The following is a 17791-nucleotide window of genomic DNA, read 5'->3' on the forward strand; positions in this document are numbered from 1 at the left end:
CTTCCGTTGCCCCCGCGGGCCCCCGACCGGACCGGGCCGGCCACGACGTCTCCGTCGTGGCCGGCCCGGTCGGCGCGGGGCGCCCGGTCATCACCGTGCGCCGCACGCGTTCACACCCGCAGCAGCTTCTTGATGATCTTCCCGGCGGGGTTGCGCGGCACCTGCTCGATGAACTCCACCCGCCGCGGGCGCTTGTACGGCGCGAGCAGACCCGCGACATGCGCGAGCAGCGCGGACGCCTGCGGTTCCGCTCCCGGCTCCAGGGCGACGTACGCCAGCGGCACCTCGCCGTAGTCCTCGTCGGGCATCCCGACGACCGCCGCGTCCCGGACCGCCGGGTGGGTCGCCAGGGCACGCTCGATCTCCGAGGGGTACACGTTCTGGCCCGCGCGGATGATGACGTCCTTCGTGCGGTCCACCAGGCTGATGCGGCCCTCGTCGTCCATGAAGCCGAGGTCGCCCGTTCTGATCCACCCGTCGAGGGAGATCTCCCGGGTGGCCTCCGGGTCGTTCCAGTAGCCCTGCATGACGCCCGGCCCGCGCACCACGATCTCGCCGATCTCGCCGGGCGGCAGCTCCCGGCCGCTCGGGTCCACGGCGCGGGCGGACATGCCCGGCACGACCCGCCCGCACGGGATGCGGGCGGTGACGTCCCCGGGGGCGGGGTGCTCGTCGGGGCCGAGCGTGACGAACGGGCCGCCCACCTCGGTCATGCCGTACACCTGCCGGAAGCCACAGCCGAGCCGTTCGACCGCGTCGGCGTAGACGTCGAGCGGCATGGGGGCGGCGCCGTACAGGATCTCCCGCAGGCAGGACAGGTCGGCGCGGTGGGACGCCTTGGCCTGGAGCATGAAGCGCAGCATCTGCGGCACCAGCCACATGTGCGTGGCGTGGTGCCGCTCCACCGCGGACAGAGCCCGCTGCGGGGTGAAACCGGGCATCAGCACGACCGTCGCGCCGGCCGCCAGGTAGGTCAGCGACACGACCATGCTGCCGTGGTACAGCGGGCAGCAGTTGACCATCACGATGTCGTCGGTGGGGCGGGCCATCACCAGCCAGCCGAGGGCGATGGCCCGGAACGACGCGCTGTCGACCGTGACTCCCTTGGCCTGCCCGGTGGTCGCCGAGGTGTGCAGCACGGCGATCGGGTCGGTGTCGGCGACGTCCGGCAGCTCTCGCTCGGCGGCCAGGGTGCCCAGCGCCGCGAAGGCGGGCTTGTCCAGGGCCAGCCGGATCCGCACCGACGCCGGCAGCCCGGTGTGCCGGTCCAGCAGCTCGGACTCACCGAGGACGGCCACCGCACCGACGCGCTCGACGATCCCGGCGACCTCGGGCTCGGCCAGGCTGTGGTTCAGCGGCACGAACAGCGCGCCCAGCCGGGCCAGCGCGAAGTAGCTCTCCAGGACCTCGATCCGGTCCTTGGAGAGCACGGCGACCCGGTCACCCCGCTCGATGCCCAACTCGGCCAGGCCGCGCGCCAGTTCCACCGTGCGGTCGTGGAATTCGGCCCAGGTGACGCTGCGTTCCTCGTCCACCAGCGCGGTCCTGCCGGGCCGGCACTGGCGGTTGCGCTCCAGCAGCTGCGTCAGCCACATCACGCACCGCCGCTCGCGCCGGCGACCGAGTGCTCGGCCACGAAGCGCTCGTAGTCGCCGATCGTGTGCAGCTTCTCCATGTCCTCGGCCGTGATCTCCACGCCGAGCCGCTGCTCGACCAGGAGGACGAGGCGCACCAGGTCCCCGGAGTCGATGCCGCTGGCGGCCAGGTCGACGTCGTCGCCGATCCCGTCGGCGTACTCGGGCGTGCCGGTGAGTTCGACCAGCAACTCCCTGATGGTGCTCATGGTTTCCCCTTTCGCCTCGGCGTGCCGGCCGCCGCGCGGTGTACGACTGTCACCCCCTGAAGAGGCGGGCACGGCCGGTCCCACTCCCCGCGTCGGCCCGTGAGCTTTGTCACGCGCCCGAACCTCGCGCGGCGGGGATAGCCAGGCCCGGGCCCGGCCTCTTACCGCAACGAAGCCACCCGCTCAGCCCGGCCCGCTCCCGGCCGGGCGGGGGCGGGCCGAGCCCAAGGAGTGATGCGAGTGCCCAGGCAGCCGGTACGGGTCCGGGCCCCGGGACGGTGCCCGCAGCGCCGCACCGCCGCGACGGATCCCGGACGCACGGGCGGTGCCCGGTGACCGCGCGGACCACCACCGAGGCCCGCGCCCCGATCACCGCGGCCGGTGCCCCTTCCGGCGCCGGCGCCGAGGCGGCCCACAGCGCCGACGACGAACTGCTCGCCCACTTCGACACGCTCATCGCGGGCGGCGGAACGATCGAACCGCGTGACTGGATGCCCGACGGGTACCGCCGCATGCTGGTCCGCCAGATCGCACAGCACGCCCACTCCGAGATCATCGGCATGCAGCCGGAGGGCGCCTGGCTCACCCGTGCCCCGTCCCTGCACCGCAAGTCGGTCCTCCTCGCCAAGGTCCAGGACGAGGCCGGCCACGGCCTGTACCTGTACTCCGCCGCCGAGACGCTCGGCGTGGACCGCGCCGACCTGCTTGACGCCCTGCACCACGGCCGGCAGCGCGCCTCCGCCACCTTCAATCACCCCGCGCTGACCTGGGCGGACACCGGGGCCATCGCCTGGCTGACGGACGGCGCCGCCGTCATCAACCAGGCACCCCTGTGCCGGACCTCCTACGGGCCGTACGCCCGGGCGATGCGCCGCGTCTGCCAGGAGGAGGCCTTCCACGTGCGGCAGGGCTACGACCTGATGCGCGCCCTGTGCGAGGGGACGCCGGAGCAGAAGGAGATGGCGCAGGACGCGGTGGACCGCTGGTGGCTGCCGGCCGTGGCGCTGATGTTCGGGCCGCCCGACACCGAGGCGGGCGGCGCCGACGCGCGGACGGCCGCGCTGGGGGCCGCGGTCTCCCGCCGTGCGATGGCCTGGGGCATCAAGCGCCACACCAATGACGAACTGCGTCAGCGTTTCGTCGACCAGTGCGTCCCGCAGGCCGAACGGCTCGGCCTGACGCTGCCCGATCCGGCGATCCGCTGGAACGAGGGGCGCGGCCACTACGACTTCACTCCGATCGACTGGGACACCTACCGCGAGGCCCTGGGCGACGACACCCACTGGGCGCGGCAGCGCATCGCGCACCGCCGGGCCGCGCACGAGGACGGCGCCTGGGTCCGGGAGGCCGCCGCCGCGTATGCCGCCCGGACGGAGGCGACGGCAGGAGAGGACGCATGAGCGGGACACGGGAGGGCGCGCCGGCGTCCTGGGAGGTCTTCCTGCGGGCCCGCCGGGGCCTGGCCCACCAGCACGTGGGGTCGGTGCGCGCGGCCGGCCCGGACGCGGCGCTGGCCGCCGCCCGCGACCTGTACACGCGCCGGGGCGAGCCGCTGTCGCTGTGGGTGGTCCGCTCCGACGCCGTGCACACGGCCTCCCCGGACGAACGCGACCCCTACTTCGCGGGCGCCTGCCACAAGCCGTACCGCTACCCCGAGCACTACGCGCCGCTGACCGAGAAAGGCCCCGAAGGTGAGCACCACGAGTGATGTCCCGGCGGTGCGCCCGGGCCTCCTGCCGGCTGAACCGCCGTCCGCCGACCCCGACCTGGCCCGGCACCTCCTGCGCCTCGGCGACGACGCCCTCGTCCTCGGACAGCGCCTGTGCCAGTGGATCACCCGCGCGCCGACCATCGACGAGGACCTGGCCCTGTCCAACATCGCCCTCGACCTGATCGGCCACGCCCGCGCCCTGCTCACCCGCGCCGGACGGCTCGACGGGACCGGCCGAACCGAGGACGACCTCGCCTACACCCGCCCGGAACGCGAGTTCACCAACGTCCTGCTGACCGAACTCCCCAACGGGGACTTCGCGACGACCGTGGCCCGGCAGCTCGCCTACAGCCACTACGCCGTCCTGTACTACGAGACGCTCGCCCACTGCGCCGACACCGATCTCGCCGCTTTCGGGGCACGCGCCGCCAAGGAGGTCGCCTTCCACCGGCTGCACGCGAACCGCTGGACGGTGACCCTGGGACGCGGCACCGAGGAGAGCGCCCGCCGCATGCGACACGCCCTGGAACGCGTGTGGCCGTACACCGGCGAACTCTTCGAGGAGGACGACGTGCTGCGCCGCCTGGCCGCGTCCGGCACCGTGCCCTCACCGGCACCTCTGCGTGAGGCCTGGCTCGGGCGGGTCACCGGCGTCGTCACCGAGGCCGGACTCACCGTGCCGACGCCCACCTGGTCGGCCAAGGGCGGCCGCTCGGGCCTGCACACCGAGGAGTTCGGTCCGCTGATCGCCGAACTGCAGTCGGTGCGGCGGCAGTTCCCCGGGGGCACGTGGTGAACGGGCCCGCACCGGCCACGACCCGCCGCTCCGCCGAGGAGGTGCGCGAGCAGGTGGAGGCGCTCCCGGATCCGGAACTGCCGGTGATCGGCCTGGGTGATCTCGGCGTGGTGGGCTCCGTCGCCCCGGGCGCCGACGGCGTACTGGAGGTGGAGATCACGCCCACCTACCTGGGCTGCCCCGCGCTGCCCGAGATCACCGCCGCGGTACGGGACGTCCTGGCCGCCTGCGGACACCCCGACGGCCGTGTGCGGCAGGTCCTGACACCACCCTGGACGACGGACCGCATCACCCCCGAGGGACGGCGCACGCTCGCCGCACACGGCATCGCCCCGCCCGTGTCCCCGGCCCCGGACAGCCCGGTCACCGTCGAACTGGGCGCGGTGCCCTGCCCGCACTGCGGCTCACGGGCCACCCGGCCGCACAGTGACTTCGGGCCCTCGCGATGCCAGTCGGTGCTGTGGTGCACGGCGTGCCGCGAGCCCTTCCCCTACCTGACCGCACTGTGAGACACACCGTGAACACGACCGCCGTTCCCCCCGCCCCCCTCGACGAGGTGCCGGCCGCCCAGCCCCGCCGCACCGGCTGGCACCTGCTCGACGTCACCGAGGTCCGGCACCTGACCGCCGACACGGTGGCCGTCACCCTGGACGTGCCCGCCGCACTGCGCGACGTCTTCACCCACCACCCCGGCCGGCACGTCACCGTCCGGCACCGCCGGGCCGGCGCCGAACTGCGTCGCACCTACTCGATCTGCCCGCCGCCGCACGCACCCGAGACGCTCCGCCTGGTGATCAAACGGGGCGGTCCCGGCGGCTTCGGCGACCACGCCACCACCCGGCTCGCACGAGGCGACCACCTCGCACTCTCCCCGCCCACCGGCACCTTCGCCCTGCCGGAGCTGCCCGGCGCCCACCACGTCCTCCTCGCGGGCGGCACCGGCATCACGCCCCTGGCCCCCATGGCCGCCCACGTGCTGCGCCGGGACCCGGCCTGCCGCGTGAGCCTCGTCCACTCGGTCCGCACCTCCGCCGACGCCGTACTGGCCGACGAACTCGCCGAGCTGAAGGACGAGTTCGTCGGCCGTCTCACCGTCCTGTACGTGCTGACCCGTGAGGACCGGGGGAGCGGGGGAGACCTGCCGGCGCGGCGGCTGGACGTGGCCGGGCTGCGCCGGCTGCTGGCGGCCGTGGACGCCCGTCCCGGTCCGGACACCGCGTTCGCCCTGTGCGGACCGCCCGGCCTCATCGACACCGCACGGCGGGTCCTGGCCGACGCGGGAGCCGATCCGTCGCTCGTGCGCTGGGAGCTGTTCACGGCCGCCGGTACGGCACCCCGGCCGCCGGAGACGACCGGACCGGCACCGGAGGCGGGGGAGGCCCGGGTCACCGCCCTGCTCGACGGGCGCCGCCGGACCGCCACCGTCCAGCCGCACGACCCGGCCCTCCTCGACGCGCTGCTGCGCTCCCACCCCGACGTGCCGTACGCCTGCCGTGAGGGCGTGTGTGGCAGTTGCCGCGCGAAGGTCCTGTCCGGACAGGTGACGGCGGACCGCCAGCACGCCCTGGACGAGCGGGACCGGGACGCCGGCTACACCCTCGTCTGCCGGGCCCGGCCGCGCACCCCCGAGATCACCCTCGACTTCGACGCCTGACCCCCACACCACCCCACCTCCGCACCGCCACGCCACCACTCAGCGAAGGAGACCCACGATGACCGTCACCGCCCGGCACGAGGGCAAGACCGCCCTGGTCACCGGAGGCAGCCGGGGCATCGGCAGAGCCATCAGCCGCCGTCTCGCCCGCGAGGGCGCCCTGGTGGCGGTCCATTACGGCCACGACCTGACGGCCGCCGAACGGACCGTCAAGGAGATCGAGGCCGACGGCGGACGCGCCGTCCCCGTGCACGCCGAACTCGGCGTCCCCGGCGACGCCGACACCCTGTGGTCCGCCTTCGACGAGGCCATGGCGGAGCAGGACGCTCCGGCGGGCCTGGACATCCTCGTCAACAACGCGGGCATCACCGTCCCCCGCCCGATCACCCAGGTGACCGAGGCCGACTACGACCGCGTCTTCGCCATCAACACCAAGGCGCCGTTCTTCATCATCCAGCGCGGCCTGGACCGCCTGCGGGACGGCGGCAGGATCGTCAACATCTCCTCCGTCGCGACCCGCGTCGCCTTCCCGGCGATCGTCTCCTACACCATGACCAAAGCCGCCCTCGACTACCTCACTCTCTCCCTCGCCCAGGAACTCGGCCCCCGCGGCATCACCGTCAACGCCGTCGCACCCGGCTACACCGAGACGGAGATCAACCCCACCCTCGCCGTCCCGGAGATCCGCCGCCGCTACTCGGAGGCCTCCACGTTCGGCCGGCTCGGCGACCCGGTGGACATCGCCGACGTCGTCTCCTTCGTCGCGAGCGACGACGCCCGCTGGGTGACCGGCCAGTGGATCGATGCCTCCGGCGGCGCCCACCTCGGTGTGTGACCGCACGCACCCCAAGGAGATGCGATGAACGACCGTACGACCACCCTCGACGAGCCGGTGACGGACGACGCCCTGACCCGGCCCTTCGCGGGCGCCAGCCCCTACGACACCTACGTGCACGCCTTCGTCCTCAACTCGCTGCAGCACCCGCTCACCGAAGCCCCGGACGAGATGGGGTTCCTCGTCACCACCCAGGTGATGGAGCTGTGGTTCACCCTGATCGTGTACGAATGGCGCACGGCCCGGGTGGCGTTCGCCAAGGACGACCTGCCCGCGGCCATGGACGCGCTGACGCGCAGCCGCCGCGCGCTGACCGCCCTCAATGGGGCCTGGGCGCCCATCGCCGCGCTGACCCCCGCCCAGTTCAACGGTTTCCGGGCCGCGTTCGGCAAGGCGTCGGGCTTCCAGTCGGCGATGTACCGGCACATCGAGTTCCTCCTCGGTGACAAGTCCGCCGGACTGCTGCGCGCCCACCGCGGGGACCCGGCCGTCCACGAGGCGCTCGCCGAGACCTACCGCGAACCGTCCCTGTACGACGAGGTGCTGGCCTACCTCCACCGCCAGGGCCTACCCGTCCCGGACCACGTCCGCGAGCGGGACGTGACCAGCGCCTACACCGGCGACCCCGGGGTCGCCGAGGCCTGGCGTCACGTCTACGCCGGACCGCAGCACCACCCCCACCTGGCGCTGGGCGAACTGCTCACCGACATCGCCGAACTCGTCACCCGCTGGCGGTTCGACCACGTCCTGGTGGTCCGCCGCGCCATGGGCGCCAAACCGGGCAGCGCCGGATCCGCCGGACTCGCCTGGCTGGAGCAGCGGGCGGCCCGGCCGGTCTTCCCCGAACTGTGGGAGGTGCGCGGTGACCTCTAGGGTCATCTCCGCCTTCGCGGCCGAGGAGGAGCAGCGGGTCCTGAGCCTGAAGCCGGTGCTGGCACCGGTGCACGGCCGCTACGGCGACCACCCCCACCAGTCCTACGACGCCTGGCCGTCCGACGACCCCGACGCCCCGCTGGTGATCCTGCTGCACGGCGGCTACTGGCGCTACGACCGGATGCACCTGACCCCGTTCGCGGCCTACCTCTCCGAGCAGGGGTTCAGCGTTCTGCTCCCCGGCTTCCGGCGGTCCGGCGGCGCGGGCGGCCACCCCGAGACCTTCGACGATGTCGCCCGCATCGTGGACACCCTGCCGGAGGGACGCCCGTACGTCCTCGCGGGCCACTGCTCCGGCGGCCACCTGGCCCTGTGGTGCGCCGCCCGGGGGCTGCTGCCGCCCGGCTCGCGCTGGCACACCCGCACCCTGCCGACGAGCGTGCTGGCCCTCGCCCCGATCACCGACCTCACCGCCACCCGCCGCGACGACCTCAGCAACGGCGCCGCGCTGCAACTCCTCGGCGGTGAACAGCACTTCACCGAGCGGCTGCCCGAGGTCGACCCCCTCACCCTGCTGCGCGACGCCGGCACCACCGGCGTTCCCACGGTGCTGCTGCACGGCGCCGCCGACGAGGAGGTCCCGCTCACCCAGTTCAGCGACTACGCGGCCGTGCACCGGGACCTCAGGACGGTCGTCCTGCCCGGCACCGGCCACTACACCCTCATCGAACCGGGAGCACCCGGCGCCCGCGCGGTCGCCGACACCCTGAGGGACATGGCGGCCGCCTTCCCGCCCGGCGACCCCGGCCGCGCGCGCGAGGAGGCCGCACACCGATGACCACCGCACTCTCCGCCCCGGCCGCCCTGCGCGAGCGGGCCGCGCGACTCGACACCGACGATCCCCTGGCCCCCCTCCGCGCACGCTTCCTGCTCCCGCCGGACGTCGTCCACCTCGACGGCAACTCCCTGGGCCCGCTGCCCGCAGCCGTACCGGCGGCCATCGACGACGTCGTGCGGCGCCAGTGGGCCACCGGACTCATCGGCTCCTGGAACGCGTCCGGCTGGTGGGAGGCGCCGCTGCGGGTGGGGGACGCCATCGGCGCGCTCCTCGGGGCCGCGCCCGGGCAGACGGTCGCGGGCGACTCCACCAGCGTGCAGCTCTTCACCGCGCTCGACGCCGCAGCCGCGCTCCGCCCGGACCGCCCGCTGCTGGTCACCGACCCCGGACACTTCCCCACCGACCGCTACCTGGCCGACGCGGTCGCCCGCCGCCGCGATCTGGAGGTACGGCGGGTGCCACCGGCGGACCTCCCTCGCTTCCTCACCGCCGAGGGCCACCGGGTCGCCGTCGTCAGCTACGCGCCCGTCGACTTCCGCACCGGAGAGCTGTACGACATGGGGGCGCTGACCCGGGCCGTCCACGACGCCGGGGCCCTCGCGCTGTGGGACCTGTGCCACGCGGCCGGCGCCCTGCCCCTCGACGTCGACGCCCTCGGCGTGGACCTGGCGGTCGGCTGCGGCTACAAGTTCCTCTCCGGCGGCCCCGGCGCCCCGGCCTTCCTCTACGTGGCGCACCGCCACCACGCCGCGCTGGAGACGCCGTTGCCGGGCTGGACCGGCCACGCCGATCCGTTCGCCCTGGCCCGGGAGTACACGCCCGCCCCCGGCATCGCCCGCGCCCGCATCGGCACCCCACCGATCCTGTCCCTGCTCGCCCTCGAAGCGGCCCTCACCGCCTTCGACGGCGTCGACCTGACCCAGGTCCGTGCCAAGAGCCTGTCCCTGACGGGCTTCTTCCTGCGCTGCGCGGACGAACTCCTGTCCCCTCTGGGCTTCGCTGCCGTCACCCCGGCCGATCCCGGCCGCCGCGGCAGCCAGGTCACCCTCCGCCACCCGCATGCCCGCGGACTGGTCGCCGCTCTCGCGGAGCGAGGCGTCATCGCCGACATGCGCGCGCCCGACCTGCTGCGCTTCGGCGTCAACGCCCTCTACACCAGCCACCGGGACCTGCTCACCGCCGCGCTCCACCTGCGGGACCTCACCCGGTCCGCCGCCTACGACCCCACGCCGCCGGCCGCGGGGCCGGTGACCTGAGGCCGGCAACCGGCTGCGCGCCCGGGGCAAGGGACACGACGAGCGGGCATCGGCGGACCCGGGCGAGCCGTCGTCCTACGGAGTGTCCGGTGCCTTGCCGGCCAGGTAGACGGTGTTGGCCGAGGTGCCTGCGCGCAGGGGATTGTCGAAGTCGACGACATGGGCCGCCGCGTGTGCGAAGACCTCCGTGAGCGCGGTGGTGAACTCTTCGTCGGGCGGGTCGTTCGACCACAGGGCGAAGACCCCGCCGGGACGGAGGTGGCCGGCGAGGGCGCGGAGCCCGGCGGGCCGGTAGAGCGCCGCGTGCCGAGGGTGGAGCACATGGCGCGGTGAGTGGTCGACGTCGAGCAGGATGACGTGGAAGCGGCGGCCCGGCTGCTCCGGGTCCAGACCGCCGGGGTCGGCGGCCAGCGCGAAGAAGTCACCGTGCACCAGGCGGCAGCGGGCGTCCGACGTCAGCCGGGCCGCCAGGGGCACCAGGTGCCGCCGGTGCCAGTCGATGACTTCGGCGAGCGCGTCGATCACGGTCAGCGAACGCACCCGGCGGTCCTCCAGTGCGGCCTGGGCGGTGTAGCCGAGCCCCAGGCCGCCGACGGCGACATCCAGTTCGGTGTCCGGCAGCTCGGCCAGTGCCAGTTCCGCCAGGGCGGTCTCACCGGTGGTGAAGAGGCTGGACATCAGGAACTCGTCGCCGAGCTTCACCTCGTACACGTCGTCGCCCGACACCGGGTCGCGGCGCCGGCGCAGACTGATCTCACCGATCGGTGTCGGTTGCCAGTCGATCTCCTCGAAGCGCGCGCTCATTCGTGCTCCTCCTCCGCGCCCGGTCGGGGTCGGCGACTCTCGTGATGGCGTTCCGGCTCAGGCGTCGATGATGACCGGGATGACCAGCGGCCTGCGGCGGTGGGTGCGGAACGCCCAGTTGGCCACGGCCCGGGCGATGAGCTGTTCGAGCTGGTGAGCGTCGCCGACGCCCTCCTGGGCGGCGTTGGCCAACGTCTTCTCGATGACGGGGATGACCGGCTCGAAGGTGGTCTCGTCGTGGACGAAGCCGCGGGCCAGGAAGTCGGGAGCCTCGGCCAAGGCGCCGGTGTCGGCGTCGACGATGGCCACGACGGTGACGACGCCTTCCTCGGCCAGGGTGAGACGGTCCTTGAGCGAGGCCTCCGTCGCGCCCCCGACCTCCATCCCGTCCACATAGACATTGCCCGCGGGCACCTTGCCGGTGATGGCGGCGCGGCCGTCGACGAGGTCGACGACGACACCGTCCTCGGCGACGACGACCCGCTCGGGATCCACACCGGTCCGGATGGCGAGGTCGGCGTTGGCCCGCAGGTGACGGAATTCGCCGTGGACGGGCATGACGTTGCGGGGGCGGACGATGTTGTAGCAGTAGACAAGCTCCCCGGCGCTGGCGTGGCCGGAGACGTGCACCTTGGCGTTGCCCTTGTGGACGACGTTGGCGCCCCACCGGGTCAGGCCGTTGATCACCCGGTAGATGGCGTTCTCGTTGCCGGGGATGAGGGAACTGGCGAGCAGGACGGTGTCGCCCTTGCCGATGCGGATCGAGTGGTCGCGGTTGGCCATCCGCGACAGTGCCGCCATGGGTTCGCCCTGGGAGCCCGTGCACACGAGGGTGATCCGGTGGTCCGGCAGCTTCTCCAGCTCCTTGGCGTTCACGACCAGGCCGGACGGAACCTTGAGATAGCCCAGGTCGCGGGCGATGCCCATGTTGCGGACCATCGAGCGGCCCACGAAGGCCACCTTGCGGCCGTGCGCGTGGGCGGCGTCCAGGACCTGCTGGATGCGGTGTACGTGGCTGGCGAAGCTGGAGACGATCACCCGCCGCGGGGCCGTGCGCATCACCTGCTCGATCGCGGGGTTCAGCTCACGTTCGGAGGTGGTGAAGCCGGGGACCTCGGCGTTGGTGGAGTCGGTGAGGAACAGGTCCACCCCCTCCTCGCCGAGCCGGGCGAAGGCACGCAGGTCGGTGATCCGGTCGTCCAGCGGGAACTGGTCCATCTTGAAGTCACCGGTGTGCAGCACCAGCCCGGCCGCGGTGCGCAGGGCCACCGCGAGGCTGTCCGGGATGGAGTGGTTGACGGCCACGAACTCGCAGTCGAAGGGACCAAAACCACGCCGGTCGCCCTCGCGTACACGCACCGAGCGGGGCCTGATCCCGTGCTCCTTGAGCTTGGCCTCCAGGAAGGCCAGGGTGAGCTTGGAGCCGACGACGGGAATGTCCGACCGTTCCCGCAGCAGATAGGGCACGCCGCCGATGTGGTCTTCGTGGCCGTGGGTGAGCACGATGGCCACGATGTCGTCGAGGCGGTCCCTGATAGAGGTGAAGTCCGGCAGGATCACGTCCACGCCGGGCTGGTTCTCCTCCGGGAACAGCACTCCGCAGTCCACGATCAGCAGTTTGCCTTCGTGCTCGAATACGGTCATGTTGCGACCGATCTCGCCGAGGCCGCCGAGGGCGACGACGCGCAGGCCTCCGGCCGGCAGGGGAGGGGCGGCCTTCAAATTGGGGTGCGGATGACTCATACCCCGACGCTACCGGAGGGCCCGCTGGAATGATCCACTGCCTGCCCCGTGACACGGCTTCCCGGCGAACCTCATGGCTCTCGCTCCCGTCCCGCAGAGGTGTCGTGCCGGCCTGGTGGCCTGCTCGGTGGTGGCCGTGATCGTCGTGCGGCCCATGCCTCCGCCTCGGGTGAAGGGCCGGGACCGCGGCCTCCGCATGCCTGGAATAGCCGCGCGGACACGGCTCGTTGATCATCGAGGCGCCGGTCCGACGCCGGAGCCGAAGAACTGCATCGAGAGAAGGGAGCATCCGGCGTGGACGTCTTCATCATCGGCATCACCGGCGGTATCGGTGGTCTGCTGGCGCAGAGACTGCGCTCTCGGGGAGACGCCGTCCACGGGCTGGTCCGGCGGGAGGACCAGCAGGCCGAACTCGCAACGCGAGGTGTGAACGCACGAGTCGGCGATCTTTCCCGCATGACCGTGGACCAACTCGCGGCGGCCTTCGGTGACGTCGACGTGATCGTGTTCAGTGCCGGATCGAACGGCGGCAGCAGGGAAGTCACGACGGCGATCGACGGCGATGGGGTCGTCAAAGCGATCAAAGCTGCCCGCGTCGCCGGTGTGGAGCGCTTCGTGCTGGTGTCGGTGCTTCCGGAATCCTGGCGGGAACGCGACCTGGGCGAGGAGGTCGAGTACTACTTCGCCGTGAAGAAGGGCGCAGACGTCGCGGTCAGCCGCAGCGATCTGAATTGGCTGATCCTGCGTCCGTCACTCCTTCTCGACGGTCCGGGAACCGGCACCGTGTCCCTCGGCCCGGCAGAGCTCCACGGTGAGATCACTCGCGACGATGTGGCCGCCACCCTCGCGGAACTGCTCCACGAGCCCCGGATCGGCCGGCAGATCCTCGAACTCAACGAGGGGTCGACGCCCGTTCAGGAGGCGGTCCGAGCGAACGTCCGCTGACCTGGCCGGCTGTCCTGGCACAGGTCACCCTCGTCTGACCCGGTCCCTGGCATGCCGTTCTGCGAGGCAGCGGCAGCCGGGCTCAGACGATCTCGACAGTGGTGCCGTTGTTCTCGAGTGCGGTGGTTTCGTCGTCGGGTGCGGTGGTGTCGGTGACGAGGATGTGCACCAGGGCGGAGGGGCCGACGTACGCCTGAGCGGTGCGGCCCAGCTTGCTGCCGTCGGCGGCGGCGATGACGCGGCGCGCCGAGGTGATGACAGCCTTCTTCACCGCTGCTTCGTCGAGGTCGTAGGCGGTCATGCCGTCGTCGGCGGTCAAGCCGCAGCAGCCCAGGACGGCGGTGTCGAAACGCAGCGCCGACAGGGAGGCGAGGGTGAGGGGCCCGATGAGGGCTCCTTCGCCGGCGCGGGGCCGGCCTCCGGGGACCAGGAGCGAGGTCGGCTCGGGGGCGTCGCTGAGGGAGTGGATCGCCTGCAGCGACAGGGGCATGACGGTCACCTGGCGACCGTGCAGCAGGCGTGCGACTTCCAGACAGGTCGTGCCGCTGTCGAGCAGGACGGTCTCGCCGTCGGTGATCAGCCTGGCCGCGCTCGCCGGTGCCGCGGCCCTCGACATCGGCTGGGAACCGGCCACGACACTGGGCACCGCTGCCGGCGCCGGCGCGATCGTCGCCCTGGTGTCGGCTCGTGGTCTTCTGCCCGCCCCGTCGATCGCCCCAGTGGACGACGCGACGGGCGAGCCCGAGGTGAAGAAGCGTGCCGTTCCCGCCCGGATCTGGCTCCTGGCCGTCCTGGCTCTGCTGGTCATGCTCTGCGAGGGAGCCGCCAACGACTGGAGCGTCCTGCACCTGAGAGATGTCCTGGACGCGCCGGAGAGCACCGCCGCCTTCGCCTACGGCACCTACGCGGCCACCATGACCGCCGGCAGGCTCATGGCGGACCGGATATCCGCCCGGTTCGGGCCGGTCGCCGTCCTGCGGTACGGCGCGGCTCTGGCCGCCGTCGGCATCACGACGGTGGCCCTCTCGCCCTGGGTCTGGGCGGCGCTGACCGGCTGGGCGCTGTTCGGCCTGGGTCTGTCCGGCTGCATCCCGCAACTGTTCAGCGCCGCCGGACACGCCGATCCCGCCGCCGCGGGCACCAACGTCTCCCGGGTGGCCGGACTGGGTTACATCGGCATGCTGGCAGGCCCCGCCGTCATCGGCTGGATGACCCACGTCATGGCCCTCAACCACACGTTTCTGCTGCTCACCCTGTTCTGCGCGACCGCCGCCGTCGCGGCCGGCGTCCTGCGTTCCTCACCGGACCGGTCGCCCACGGTCGAGCTGAGCTCCTGAGCGCCTGCGCGGCGCGGCCTGACCGCGCCTTGCGCGGCTTCCTGCCTCACATGCACCGGCAGCGCCGAGCCCGCCGGTTCAGGCGGACTCCATCACGGCGGCCATGCATCACGCTCATGTTGGGTCAGAAGGGAAACCGCCCGTGTGCGCCGGCACACGGCATGACGGCCGTGACCACCCCGGTCACACGGGCGCAGAGTTCTCCCCTGGCGTCGGGCCGACGTGACGGCCAGGGGACGGCCGGCGCCCCACCGCGTACAACTCGGTGAGGCGGGCACGGCGCAGCGGTGCACGATCCGCTTCGGATCGCCCGGCCGGCCAGCCGGACGCCGCACCGCGTCCGGAACCACGCCCAGAGACCCAACCGGCGGCCTCGACCACCACTGGTGTGGTCACTTCGTGTCGCGGTTGAACACCGCCTTCGACCACCGGTAGCCGAGCGCCGCCAGTCCGAGGCACCAGGCGATGGTGATCCACCCGTTGTCGCCGATCTCGGTCCCGAGCAGCAGCCCGCGCAGGGTCTCGATGGCCGGGGTGAAGGGCTGGTACGCGGCGATGGGCTGGAACCAGCCCGGCATGGCGTCGACCGGGACGAAGGCACTGGAGATGAGTGGCAGGAAGACAAGCGGCAGCGCGTTGTTGCTGGCTGCCTCCGCGCTGGGGCTGACCATGCCCATCCCGACCGCGATCCAGGTGAAGGCAAGGGCGAACAGCGTGAGGAGACCGAACGCGGCGAGCCACTCCAGGGCTGTGGCGTCGGTGGAGCGGAAGCCGATGGCCACTCCGACGGCCCCGACGAGAACCACGCTGATGACCGATTGCAGCACGCTGCCGATGACGTGCCCGATGAGCACCGAGCCGCGGTGGATCGCCATGGTGCGGAAGCGGGCGATGATGCCCTCGCTCATGTCCATGGAAACGGACACCGCGGTGCCGACCAGGGTGCCGCCGATGGTCATCAGCAGGATGCCGGGGACGAGATAGGCGATGTATTCCGAGCGGTCGGCGCCGCCACCCCCGATGCCCGCGCTCATCACGTCGCCGAAGACGTAGACGAACAGCAGTAGCAGGACGATCGGCGTGAGCAGCAGGTTCAGGGTGAGCGACGGGTAGCGCCGGGCGTGCAGCAGGTTGCGGCGCAGCATCGTGGACGAGTCGCGTACGGCGAGGGAGATCCCGGTCGGGCGGACGGGGGCCAGGGGGGAGTTCATCGCACAGCCTCCTTGGGCTGGTCGGTGCCGCCGGTGAGGGCGAAGAACACGTCGTCGAGGTCGGGGGTGTGCACGGTCAGTTCGTCGGCCTCGATGCCGGCGGTGTCGAGCCGGTCGAGGAGGGCCCGCAGTGCGCGCTGGCTCCCGTCGCTGGGGATCTGCAGCGTCAGCGCCTCGTCGTCCCGGGTCACCTCACGCAGCGCGGAGGCCGCGCTCCGGTAGGCGGCCGGGTCGGTGAAGCGGAGCCGGACGTGCCCGCCGGGGATCAGCCGCTTGAGTTCTTCGGCGCTGCCCTCGGCGGCGATCTTCCCGTCGTCGAGCACCGCGATCCTGTCGGCGAGTTCGTCGGCCTCCTCCAGGTACTGGGTGGTGAGGAAGACGGTCACTCCGTCGGCGACCAGCCCGCGGATGATCTGCCACATGTTGTGGCGGGAGCGCGGGTCGAGACCGGTGGTGGGCTCGTCGAGGAAGATGATCCGCGGGCCGCCGACCAGGGTCATGGCGATGTCCAGGCGGCGCTTCATCCCGCCGGAGTAGGTGGAGGCCGGCTTCCTCGCCGCCTCGACCAGGTCGAACCGCTCCAGCAGCTCGGCGGCGACCTGACGGCCCTCCCGCTTGGGGAGGTGGTGCAGGTCCGCCATCAGCAGCATGTTCTCCTCGCCGGTGATCAGACCGTCCACGGCGGAGAACTGCCCGGTGACACCGATCGCGGCGCGTACCCCGTCCGGTGACGTGGCGACGTCGTGACCGGCGACCCGCGCCTGGCCGCCGTCGGCGGTGATGAGCGTGGAGAGGATCTTCACGGCGGTGGTCTTGCCGGCGCCGTTCGGCCCGAGCAGTGCGAACACGGACCCGGCGGGGATGTGCAGATCGATGCCGTCGAGCACGAGCTTGTCGCCGTAGGACTTGCGCAGGCCGACGGTGGAGACGGCGGCCGGTGACGCGTGATCGGCCTGTTGTGATGTGGGCATGACAGAAGAAGACACGGGGTCCTCCCGTTCCGAAGGCGTGAAGTGGCAGGGGTGGGCGAGTTGAGGCCGGGGTGGTTCCGAGGTCAGACCTTGGCGCGGCGGATGTCGATGTTGCCGTACTTGGTGCGGGCGCGGACCTTGACGGTGTCCTCGCCCTTTTCCGGGGTCTCGGACGCGGTGAGCGTGTTGCGCACCTGGCCGGAGCCCGCGCTGACGTCGAGCCAGGTGGCCGTACCCTCGCGGACGGCGATGTCGATGGAGCCGTGATTGGTCTCCAACTGGACGGTGCCACGGACCACTTCGCCCACGAGCAGGGTGCCGTGGGCAGTGGTGGCGGTGACGGAGTCCTCGGCGCGCCGGATCTCGATGTCACCGTTGGCGCCGCTCACCCGCAACTCGCCGATGGCGGCGTCGACGGTCGTGGTGCCATGGGAGTTCTTCAGGACGGCGGGGCCGTCGATGAGGCCGACGCGCAGGCTGCCGGAACTGGTGGTGATCTCGGCCCTGCCCTCGACCCGGCCCACGGTGATGGAGCCATGGGACGCGGTCAGCCGGAGCGGGCCCGTCGTGTCGAGGCGGACGTCGCCGGACGAGGTCTTCACGCTGACCTCGCCGAGCCGGCCCTCGCCGAGCACCTGGGCCCAGGCGCCTGTCATGTCGATGCGCGAGTCCGCGGGCAGTTCGACCGTCACGTCGACGGTGCCGGTGCGGCCGAGCCCGAGCAGATTGCCCTTGGGGGTCCTCACGGTCAGCACGCCGCCTGAGAAGGCCACTTCGGTCTGCTCGGCCGCTCGTACGTCCAGGTCCTTCTTCGGGTCGCGGGGGCGCACATCGACGACCGTGTCAAAGCGGTCGCTCGCGGTGAACTGAAGGGAACCGGCTTCCACGCGAGCCGTGACCGAGATCGCTTCAGGAGTGTCGAAAGAAGGCATGGCTGTCCCGTCCTCTTGAGTCTGGAGACGTCCCCACTGGTG

The 17791-nt window shown here is 72.3% G+C and carries 17 protein-coding genes and 2 pseudogenes; 11 read left to right on the plus strand and 8 right to left on the minus strand.

The window, feature by feature from the left end:
- Positions 1–110 precede the first annotated feature (110 nt).
- Positions 111–1595 (minus strand): AMP-binding protein, encoded by a 1485-nt coding sequence (locus tag ACFY9E_RS17120; RefSeq protein WP_390984327.1) that lies wholly within the window; start codon positions 1593–1595, stop codon positions 111–113.
- Entirely contained in the window at positions 1595–1843 is a 249-nt protein-coding gene (locus ACFY9E_RS17125; RefSeq protein WP_390984329.1) for a phosphopantetheine-binding protein, read from the minus strand. The genes ACFY9E_RS17120 and ACFY9E_RS17125 overlap by 1 nt, the downstream gene beginning before the upstream one ends.
- Before the next feature lie 332 nt (positions 1844–2175).
- Here ACFY9E_RS17125 and paaA point away from each other — a divergent pair, with 332 nt between their 5' ends.
- Genes paaA through ACFY9E_RS17170 form a run of 9 tightly spaced genes read left to right on the plus strand, consistent with a single transcriptional unit; the run spans position 2176 to position 9806 of the window.
- On the plus strand, positions 2176–3243 hold the full coding sequence (gene paaA, locus ACFY9E_RS17130; protein WP_390984332.1) for a 1,2-phenylacetyl-CoA epoxidase subunit PaaA: 1068 nt from the start codon (positions 2176–2178) through the stop codon (positions 3241–3243).
- Entirely contained in the window at positions 3240–3551 is a 312-nt protein-coding gene (gene paaB / locus ACFY9E_RS17135) for a 1,2-phenylacetyl-CoA epoxidase subunit PaaB (protein ID WP_390984334.1), read from the plus strand. The genes paaA and paaB overlap by 4 nt, the downstream gene beginning before the upstream one ends.
- A 10-nt stretch (positions 3552–3561) precedes the next feature.
- On the plus strand, positions 3562–4350 hold the full coding sequence (gene paaC, locus ACFY9E_RS17140) for a 1,2-phenylacetyl-CoA epoxidase subunit PaaC (RefSeq protein ID WP_390985100.1): 789 nt from the start codon (positions 3562–3564) through the stop codon (positions 4348–4350).
- Positions 4344–4859, plus strand: a complete 516-nt coding sequence (gene paaD / locus ACFY9E_RS17145; protein ID WP_390984337.1) for a 1,2-phenylacetyl-CoA epoxidase subunit PaaD — start codon at positions 4344–4346, stop codon at positions 4857–4859. Before paaC ends, paaD begins: the two co-directional genes overlap by 7 nt.
- Positions 4860–4867: 8 nt before the next feature.
- Positions 4868–6004 (plus strand): 2Fe-2S iron-sulfur cluster-binding protein, encoded by a 1137-nt coding sequence (locus ACFY9E_RS17150; RefSeq protein ID WP_390984340.1) that lies wholly within the window; start codon positions 4868–4870, stop codon positions 6002–6004.
- Between the two features lie 58 nt (positions 6005–6062).
- Positions 6063–6839 (plus strand): SDR family oxidoreductase, encoded by a 777-nt coding sequence (locus ACFY9E_RS17155; protein ID WP_390984342.1) that lies wholly within the window; start codon positions 6063–6065, stop codon positions 6837–6839.
- 24 nt (positions 6840–6863) lie between these two features.
- Positions 6864–7712, plus strand: coding sequence for a tryptophan 2,3-dioxygenase family protein (locus ACFY9E_RS17160; RefSeq protein ID WP_390984344.1), 849 nt, complete (start codon positions 6864–6866; stop codon positions 7710–7712).
- A complete protein-coding gene (locus ACFY9E_RS17165) occupies positions 7702–8550 on the plus strand; it encodes an alpha/beta fold hydrolase (protein WP_390984347.1) in 849 nt (282 codons plus the stop codon). Before ACFY9E_RS17160 ends, ACFY9E_RS17165 begins: the two co-directional genes overlap by 11 nt.
- Positions 8547–9806, plus strand: a complete 1260-nt coding sequence (locus tag ACFY9E_RS17170) for an aminotransferase class V-fold PLP-dependent enzyme (RefSeq protein WP_390984350.1) — start codon at positions 8547–8549, stop codon at positions 9804–9806. Before ACFY9E_RS17165 ends, ACFY9E_RS17170 begins: the two co-directional genes overlap by 4 nt.
- A gap of 75 nt (positions 9807–9881) precedes the next feature.
- On the opposite strand, the gene ACFY9E_RS17175 is transcribed toward ACFY9E_RS17170, so the two are convergent.
- Positions 9882–10610, minus strand: coding sequence for a spermidine synthase (locus tag ACFY9E_RS17175; protein ID WP_390984353.1), 729 nt, complete (start codon positions 10608–10610; stop codon positions 9882–9884).
- Between the two features lie 57 nt (positions 10611–10667).
- Positions 10668–12353 (minus strand): RNase J family beta-CASP ribonuclease, encoded by a 1686-nt coding sequence (locus tag ACFY9E_RS17180; RefSeq protein ID WP_390984356.1) that lies wholly within the window; start codon positions 12351–12353, stop codon positions 10668–10670.
- Between the two features lie 294 nt (positions 12354–12647).
- Between ACFY9E_RS17180 and ACFY9E_RS17185 the strand changes: the two genes are divergently transcribed.
- Positions 12648–13298: an NAD(P)H-binding protein gene (locus ACFY9E_RS17185; protein WP_390984358.1), complete on the plus strand. Its 651-nt coding sequence runs from the start codon at positions 12648–12650 to the stop codon at positions 13296–13298.
- 82 nt (positions 13299–13380) lie between these two features.
- Here the strand turns inward: ACFY9E_RS17185 and ACFY9E_RS17190 are convergent.
- Positions 13381–13893 (minus strand): annotated as a pseudogene (locus ACFY9E_RS17190) (DeoR/GlpR family DNA-binding transcription regulator); the annotation flags it as partial.
- Here ACFY9E_RS17190 and ACFY9E_RS17195 point away from each other — a divergent pair.
- Positions 13880–14635: pseudogene (locus ACFY9E_RS17195) on the plus strand (MFS transporter); the annotation flags it as partial. The pseudogenes ACFY9E_RS17190 and ACFY9E_RS17195 overlap by 14 nt on opposite strands.
- 392 nt (positions 14636–15027) lie before the next feature.
- Here the strand turns inward: ACFY9E_RS17195 and ACFY9E_RS17200 are convergent.
- From ACFY9E_RS17200 to ACFY9E_RS17210, 3 genes are all read right to left on the minus strand, one after another.
- Positions 15028–15846, minus strand: a complete 819-nt coding sequence (locus ACFY9E_RS17200) for an ABC transporter permease (protein ID WP_390984361.1) — start codon at positions 15844–15846, stop codon at positions 15028–15030.
- Positions 15843–16817, minus strand: a complete 975-nt coding sequence (locus tag ACFY9E_RS17205; RefSeq protein WP_390984364.1) for an ATP-binding cassette domain-containing protein — start codon at positions 16815–16817, stop codon at positions 15843–15845. The genes ACFY9E_RS17200 and ACFY9E_RS17205 overlap by 4 nt, the downstream gene beginning before the upstream one ends.
- 83 nt (positions 16818–16900) lie before the next feature.
- Positions 16901–17749: a DUF4097 family beta strand repeat-containing protein gene (locus tag ACFY9E_RS17210; RefSeq protein WP_390984366.1), complete on the minus strand. Its 849-nt coding sequence runs from the start codon at positions 17747–17749 to the stop codon at positions 16901–16903.
- Between the last annotated feature and the right edge of the window lie 42 nt (positions 17750–17791).

Source organism: Streptomyces sp. NPDC012466, assembly GCF_042955215.1.
Taxonomy (GTDB): domain Bacteria; phylum Actinomycetota; class Actinomycetes; order Streptomycetales; family Streptomycetaceae; genus Streptomyces.